Here is a 6,974-nt window from a genome sequence, read left to right as displayed (position 1 = left end):
ATGAAAAAAGAGGGGATACTCGCTGCATCCCCGCCAATAACCTCTAATTGCTTATTTTATTATATATTCCACAATTTCATCACATTGGCTTTCCTCAATAAACTGAGTAATAGACATAAAGGTGATGCCGTTATCTCCATGTAATTTTTTGGCTCGTTCAATCAGTTGAACATGCGTTATGACCACGTCGGTATCGCTGGGGATCTCCTCCATTTTAGCGTTGGATACTTTAATATCGATCATGACCTTCTTCAGCTTTGTTTTCAAAACCGACGCCCCAATTACGCTAGACCCCATACCAGCATCACAGGCGACGACTCTCTTTTCAATCTGTCTGGTGCCCAGCTCCTTCATTGTTATGGTGATGTTTATAAATGGTTATCTTATGTTTCGCTTAGTATACTTATTGACATGTTATTCATAATTCTGGTGTGAGCAATATGTCGACTTATGCTGTGCGTAGTGTCATTTGGGTTGGGATATACCTTTTTTTTATTCTGGCCCCTCTGTTGGCATTATTAACCGGTACATTACCCCCAGCTCGAGATTTCTGGACGGAGTTTTCGATTGCCCTTGGTTATGCCGGATTGGCAATAATGGGGCTACAATTTGGTCTGACTGCCCGTTTCCGTTATGTCACCGAACCTTGGGGTGAGGATATTATCTATCACTTCCACCGACGAATCTCTTTGATTGCAGTCGGGCTGGTTATCGCACATCCCTTAATCCTATTTGTTGTTCGTCCAGAGTTATTGGCACTACTAAACTCCTTCGACGCGCCGTGGCGAGCCCGTTTTGCCGCCCTATCAACCTATGCATTAATTGCTTTGGTTATTACCGCATTGTGGCGAGTTCAACTAAAAATACGCTATGAAATCTGGCATTTATCTCACATTATTCTGGCCGTAGTGGCGGTTGTTGCCGGGGTCATGCATATGGTCGGCTGGGGGTTTTACCTCGACGACCCATTAAAAAGAGCACTTTGGGTTGGCCTGATTCTTTTTTGGTTTGGTTTGCTACTGTATGTGCGGATCGTCAAACCGCTGTTTATATTGCGACGCCCCTATCGCGTGGTAGCAGTACGGCAGGAACGGGGTGATACCGCCACCTTGGTGATGATGCCCGATGGCCATGACGGTTTTCGCTTCACTCCCGGACAGTTCGGTTGGTTAACCATTTGGGGTAGCCCGTTTAACATTACCGCCCATCCGTTCTCTTTTTCATCCAGCGCACAGGTGAGTGACGGGCGCGTGGAAATGTCGATCCGCAATCTGGGGGATTTTACCTCTAACATACCTAAAGTCCCCATCGGGCAACGGGTCTATTTGGATGGCCCCTATGGGGCATTCACATTAGGAAATCCGGCAGACATGCATGTTCTGGTCGCCGGTGGTGTTGGGATAACGCCAATGATGAGTATGTTGCGAACACTGGCTGATCGCGGTGACCAACGGCCAGCCCTGCTACTTTATGGCAGCAAAGATTGGGAATCGATCACCTTTCGTGAAGAGTTAGAAGCATTAAAATCACGGCTTAATTTGGTCGTGGTGCATGTGTTGTCGAACCCCGCGCCAGACTGGACGGGGGAAAAAGGATTCATTGATGCCGAGGTGTTCAAACGGCACTTGCCCCCTCCCTATGCCAGTCACGAGTATTTTATATGTGGCCCCAATGTCATGATGGATGCTATCGAGTCTGCGCTGAATGAAATCGGTGTTCCTATGTCGAAGTATCATTCAGAACGTTACAGTTTTGCCTGAGGAGTTTACCGATGCGACGTCTATTTGCTGAACGTTTAGTGATTGCCACGGCTGTGGTTGTGATTATGGTGGCGCTGCTATTTGCCTGGCTGCGGGTGGCTGGGTAACAGCATAAAAGCGGTCAAGAGAGCGCACGCCACCAGATGGCAAACCGCACCTTGGCCGCACTGTATTGTTACCAAAAGCCATAACTGACGTCATTGGCAGCAAAAATTGCTATAATGGGGCATGTTTAGTGTCGATATCGTCTTGCAAGTCCCCTTTATCTGGGGAATAACCTTACATCTACCCCTAACTCACCCGCGTGTAGATATCGGTCGCCCTGCACCACAAGGTAACCCTGTTAAAACACTGCAACATCCATCAACGGGCCGTTTTATCGTCAAATGGCCGTAACCTCAAACTGTACAGACTTAAATAGGATCTAACTTACACAGAGCCAGGCCCACCCGCCTTTTCAGGTGTGTTCACCGTCGTTGAGGCAGTTCAACGATATGGGTCTTGCCACAACTGAGATTAACTATGCTGACTCTGCTTCATCTGCTTTCTTCTGTCGCCCTGCTGGTGTGGGGAACACACATTGTTCGCACCGGTATCATGCGTGTTTACGGTGCCGATCTGCGCCGGGTTCTGAGCGCCAGTATCCAGAAAAAACCCACGGCTTTTATCGCCGGTATTGGTGTCACGGCGCTAGTACAGAGCAGTAATGCTACCGCGTTACTGGTTATCTCATTTGTATCGCAGGGGCTTATCTCCTTGTCGCCGGCCTTAGTGATTATGTTAGGGGCAGATGTCGGGACGGCGCTGATGGCGCGGGTGCTGACATTTGATCTCTCCTGGCTCTCACCGTTGCTAATCCTGGGTGGGGTTATTGTTTTCCTCGGCCAGCGCAAAAGTCGGATTGGTCAGATGGGGCGGGTAGGCATCGGTCTCGGGTTGATTATTCTGGCACTGCAACTGATTGTCACTGCCGCCGGGCCGATTACGCAAGCAACCGCCGTGCAAGCCATTTTTTCATCTCTGACCGGTGATACCATTCTGGCATTATTGATTGGCGCACTGTTCGCCATGATCAGTTATTCCAGTCTGGCCGCAGTATTGCTGACCGCCACACTGGCCGCTACCGGTTTAGTTCCGCTAAATATCGCCCTCTGTATTGTGATTGGCTCTAATCTGGGCAGTGGTTTGCTAGCACTGATCAGCAGCCGTGGGCAGAATGCCATCTCCCGACAAGTGGTGCTGGGCAGCCTACTGTTTAAAGTGATCGGCTGTATTTTAGTCCTCCCTTGGGTCAATATGTTAGGGCAATGGCTCATTAGCCGTAATTTGCCCGCCGCCGAAGTGGTCATTTACTTCCACGTATTTTATAACCTGCTGCGCTGCTTGTTGATGCTGCCATTTGTTGGAGTGATGACTCGTATCTGTAGCCGATTAGTCAGCGATGACCAAACTACCCTACAACCCTCGGCCCCGCGCTATCTTGATATTACCGCCATCGATACACCTTCGTTAGCCTTAGCAAACGCAGTGCGGGAAACCCTGCGAATGGGTGATGTGCTGGAGCAGATGCTGGTGCGGTTTAAAGAAGTACTGGAGGGGAATAAACAGCAAAAGCATGAAGTCAGTTTGTTGGAAGATGAAGTCGACATGCTGTATAGCGCCATTAAGCTCTATTTAGCGCAAATCCAGCAGGATGAGTTGGGTGAGATTGATTCCCGTCGTTGGGCTGAAATTATTGATACGGCGGTTAATCTGCAACAAGCCGGCGATATTATTGGCCGCATGACTGCTGATGTGGCAGCCAAGTCACTCAATGCTCGTAAGCCATTTTCGGCCGAGGGGTTTGAAGAGTTAAATACCCTGCACACCCGTCTGGTAGCCAATCTGGATTTAGGAATGTCGGTGTTTTTATCCCGCGATATCAATAACGCCAAACGCCTACGCCGTGCCAAGCATCGTTTCCGTTTATTAAACCGCCGCTATTCTCACTCTCACGTTGAACGCCTGCATCAACAAAATGTGCAGAGTATTGAAACCAGCAGTCTGCACATGGGGCTATTAGGTGATATGAAACGTTTGAATTCACTGTTCTGCTCAACCGCATACCATGTGTTAGAAGTGCAGGAAGAGGCATTAGATTAAGGTAATAGCGGGGTTTACATTGAGGAGGGGGGCTATATACCCCCTCCCCTGATAAGTTATTTAGCGGCAAACAAGCAGATAGTTCGGGTTAACTCATACGATTTTACAAAGGAGCTAATTGGCAAAAATTCAAACGGTGAATGGAAGTTATGGGCTCCGGTGAAATAGTTTGGTGTCAATAACCCCTGAGTCGATAACGCTGCACCATCGGTACCACCACGCATTGGGATCACCTTAGGTTCAATATCCAACGCGGCCATGGCAGAGAAAATCAAATCAATCGCCTGGGTATCTTCGCCTATCGAGTTGCTGATATTGCTGTAAACGTCGGTGACTGAATGGCTGATTTTCGCTCGTGGATACTTCGCTGCAATCTGTGTAACCACCTCACCAATTCGCTGTTTGCGTGCCGCGAATAACGCATTATCAAAATCGCGAATCGCAATCTTCAGTTTGGCGTGATTGGGGTTGGCAACCATATCAGTAAACCAGACATACCCTTCCCGCCCTTCAGTATGTTCCGGTGTTTCCTGTGGGTCGAACTGACTGATAATGTCATAAGCTACGCGGATAGGGTTGATCAGCACATTTTTGGCAGACATAGGATGAGCCGTTACCCCAACAATATCAATTTCGGCTGAGGCGGCGTTAAAGTTCTCAAATACCACCTCCCCCAGTTCGCAACAATCAATGGTGTAGGCGAAATCAACATCAAACCGTGCCAGATCCAACGCTTTGGCACCGCGCAAACCAATCTCCTCATCCGGCACAAATGCCACCACGATATCCCCATGGCAATCATCGCCACTCAGGTTCTCCAACAGCGTCATCACCACCGTGACCGCCGCTTTATTATCCGCCCCCAACACGCTGGTGCCATCGCCAAAAATAATTTCTTCATCTTGGTAACGAAGGATTTCCGGGTGCTCTGATGTGCGCAGATAGATACCCTGTTCAGGATTCAGGCAGAGATCACTGCCGGTAAAGCGCAACCGCTGCGGGTGGATATCAGGCGATAAACCAACATCAACGGTATCAATATGCGTAATGAAACCAATTCGTGGTGCGGCGGGTTGGTTGCCGGGTTTACGGGCAGTTACCGTCGCATGGGCATCAATGACGATATCTTCCAATCCTAACTGGCGCAGTTCTTCCGCTAACATTTGCGCCATCTTATGCTGCCCGACCGTGCTGGGTAGCGTCATTGACGCGCCATCACTCTGGCTGCTCACCGCCAGATAACGGAAGAAACGTTGGGTCAGTTGTTCTGAGAGTGCCATTGTCATTTCTTATTCCTTATAGACTTAATTCATATCATCAGCATTGCAGGTAAACAGGGGATTAACTGCCCGCCGGATAGGTATACCCACTCTGGAATCCTAGCGGGATACCCAATCCCCAGAACAGATATAGCATCAGGGTTAATACAATGGTCAGCCCGAGAGTATAAGGCAACATCATGGCACAAAGCGTCCCAACCCCGGTTTTAGAGCAATACTGACGGCAATACATAATGATCAACGGATAAAAGGCAAACATCGGTGTCGAGATATTCACCGTTGAGCTAACACGGAAACTGGCCTGGGTCAGTTCAGGGGAGATACCGACTGCCATCAACATCGGGACTAATACCGGTGCCAGAATCGACCATTTGGATGAAGCCGATGTGATAATAATATCTAAGGCGCAAGACAGCAGAATCACCCCAAGAATAGTGAAACCGGCTGGCATTGCCAGGGTGCGCAGGAAATCCGCCCCAGAGATTGCCAACAACGTGCCGATATTGGAATGGCTGAATGAATAAAGAAACTGGGCGCAGAAGAAGCTGAACACTAAAAACGAAACCAATGAACGGGTAATATTTTCCATGCTACTGGTAACGTCTTTGGTGCTTTTGAAGGTACCGGCACTAAAACCATAAATCAGCCCGGGAATGGCAAACATAAAGAACAACAAGGGTACTATCGCCTGCATAATCGGTGCATCAGGGCGGGTCAGGCTGCCCTCGGGCGAGCGCAATAAGGAATTTTCCGGGTAAAGCGCAGCCGCCAGGCCAATCAGCATCAACAACATGGTCAACCCGGCTTTTTTAAACGCTTTACTCTCTTGAGGTGTCACTTTTTGCAGTTCATCACTGTTGTGGAGCACGCTGAGATCGTCATTTAATGGCATCGACTTAACCAGACGTGGCTCAACAATTTTCTCGGTAATAAACCAACACACCAGAATCACCGCAAAGGTGCTGCCAAAGCTCAGGAAATAGTTACACAACACATTGACGTTATAACTCGGGTCAATTATATGTGCCGCACCTTGGGTGAAGCCCTGCATGATCGGATCGATAATCGATGGCGTGTAACTGGCAGAAAATCCGCCGGCCAAACCTGCGAAAGCGGCGGCGATGCCCGCCAACGGATGGCGACCACTGGCATAGAACATCATGGCAGACACCGGCATCAAAATAACATACGCCGAGTCAGATGCGACGTGACTCACCACCCCGATAAATATTACTGCGGGTGTCAAAATTCGTTGTGGCGTAACGTTAAGCATCTTTTTCAGCATCACCTGAATAAAGCCACTGCCCTCAGCAATCCCGATCCCTAACGTTGCCACAATAGTGATAGCCAGTGGTGGGAAGTTGATAAAATTTTTGACCATAGTGGTAATAAAGGTCACCAACTCAACGGGTGCCAACATATTAGTCACTTTAATCTGATCACCCGTCAGAGGGTGGTAATAGTCGAAATTGATAAATGACAATGCAAAGGAGAGCGCCCAGCACACACCCAATGCATAAATAAATAACATAGTGATATCTGGCATCGCATTACCGATACGCTCGATGGTATTCAGTATTCCGGTCTGCCGGTTTTCCTGCGGTTCTATAGCTGACATATCCTGTCCTTTCCCTGTAAAGCGGCCGAGGCCAAAACGGACAAGAAATACACGTGACTTCCTGTCGCGAGAGAGTGATTGCGGGGTGTGGGAGAAAACAAAGCCAATATCTAACGGGGTGAAAAACTGATAAACCCTGTCAATACAAAACCAAGAGACCAAACTAACTTAATG

Annotated in this window: 6 protein-coding genes; 3 read left to right on the top strand and 3 right to left on the bottom strand. The window is 48.6% G+C overall.

What is annotated here, in order from left to right; translation table 11 throughout:
* Positions 1–51 precede the first annotated feature (51 nt).
* Positions 52–354: a hypothetical protein gene (locus V1952_RS18775; protein WP_420075301.1), complete on the bottom strand. Its 303-nt coding sequence runs from the start codon at positions 352–354 to the stop codon at positions 52–54.
* 86 nt (positions 355–440) lie between these two features.
* Between V1952_RS18775 and V1952_RS18770 the strand changes: the two genes are divergently transcribed.
* From V1952_RS18770 to V1952_RS18760, 3 genes are all read left to right on the top strand, one after another.
* Entirely contained in the window at positions 441–1,760 is a 1,320-nt protein-coding gene (locus V1952_RS18770; RefSeq protein ID WP_083162517.1) for a ferric reductase-like transmembrane domain-containing protein, read from the top strand.
* A 228-nt stretch (positions 1,761–1,988) separates the two neighbouring features.
* Entirely contained in the window at positions 1,989–2,156 is a 168-nt protein-coding gene (locus V1952_RS18765; protein ID WP_372560552.1) for a hypothetical protein, read from the top strand.
* A gap of 126 nt (positions 2,157–2,282) precedes the next feature.
* Positions 2,283–3,902: a Na/Pi cotransporter family protein gene (locus V1952_RS18760; RefSeq protein ID WP_083162515.1), complete on the top strand. Its 1,620-nt coding sequence runs from the start codon at positions 2,283–2,285 to the stop codon at positions 3,900–3,902.
* Between the two features lie 56 nt (positions 3,903–3,958).
* Here V1952_RS18760 and pepT read toward each other — a convergent pair whose 3' ends face one another.
* Together pepT and V1952_RS18750 are read right to left on the bottom strand one after the other, a co-directional pair.
* Positions 3,959–5,188 (bottom strand): peptidase T, encoded by a 1,230-nt coding sequence (gene pepT, locus V1952_RS18755; protein WP_420075300.1) that lies wholly within the window; start codon positions 5,186–5,188, stop codon positions 3,959–3,961.
* Between the two features lie 55 nt (positions 5,189–5,243).
* The gene (locus V1952_RS18750) at positions 5,244–6,800 is read right to left on the bottom strand and encodes an AbgT family transporter (RefSeq protein WP_420072245.1); all 1,557 of its coding nucleotides are present in this window, start codon (positions 6,798–6,800) and stop codon (positions 5,244–5,246) included.
* Positions 6,801–6,974 lie beyond the last annotated feature (174 nt).

The sequence above is a fragment of the Yersinia sp. 2542 StPb PI genome, from assembly GCF_048593855.1.
Lineage (GTDB): Bacteria > Pseudomonadota > Gammaproteobacteria > Enterobacterales > Enterobacteriaceae > Yersinia > Yersinia enterocolitica_E.
The sequence above is the reverse complement of the archived record's forward strand: the minus strand, read 5'-3'. Positions and strand labels throughout refer to the sequence as shown.

Bases quoted from the DNA above. Each gene is read 5' to 3' on its own strand.
- V1952_RS18775 (WP_420075301.1), bottom strand. From the start codon at position 354: ATGAAGGAGCTGGGCACCAGACAGATTGAAAAGAGAGTCGTCGCCTGT.
- V1952_RS18770 (WP_083162517.1), top strand. From the start codon at position 441: ATGTCGACTTATGCTGTGCGTAGTGTCATTTGGGTTGGGATATACCTT.
- V1952_RS18765 (WP_372560552.1), top strand. From the start codon at position 1,989: ATGTTTAGTGTCGATATCGTCTTGCAAGTCCCCTTTATCTGGGGAATA.
- V1952_RS18760 (WP_083162515.1), top strand. From the start codon at position 2,283: ATGCTGACTCTGCTTCATCTGCTTTCTTCTGTCGCCCTGCTGGTGTGG.
- pepT (WP_420075300.1), bottom strand. From the start codon at position 5,188: ATGACAATGGCACTCTCAGAACAACTGACCCAACGTTTCTTCCGTTAT.
- V1952_RS18750 (WP_420072245.1), bottom strand. From the start codon at position 6,800: ATGTCAGCTATAGAACCGCAGGAAAACCGGCAGACCGGAATACTGAAT.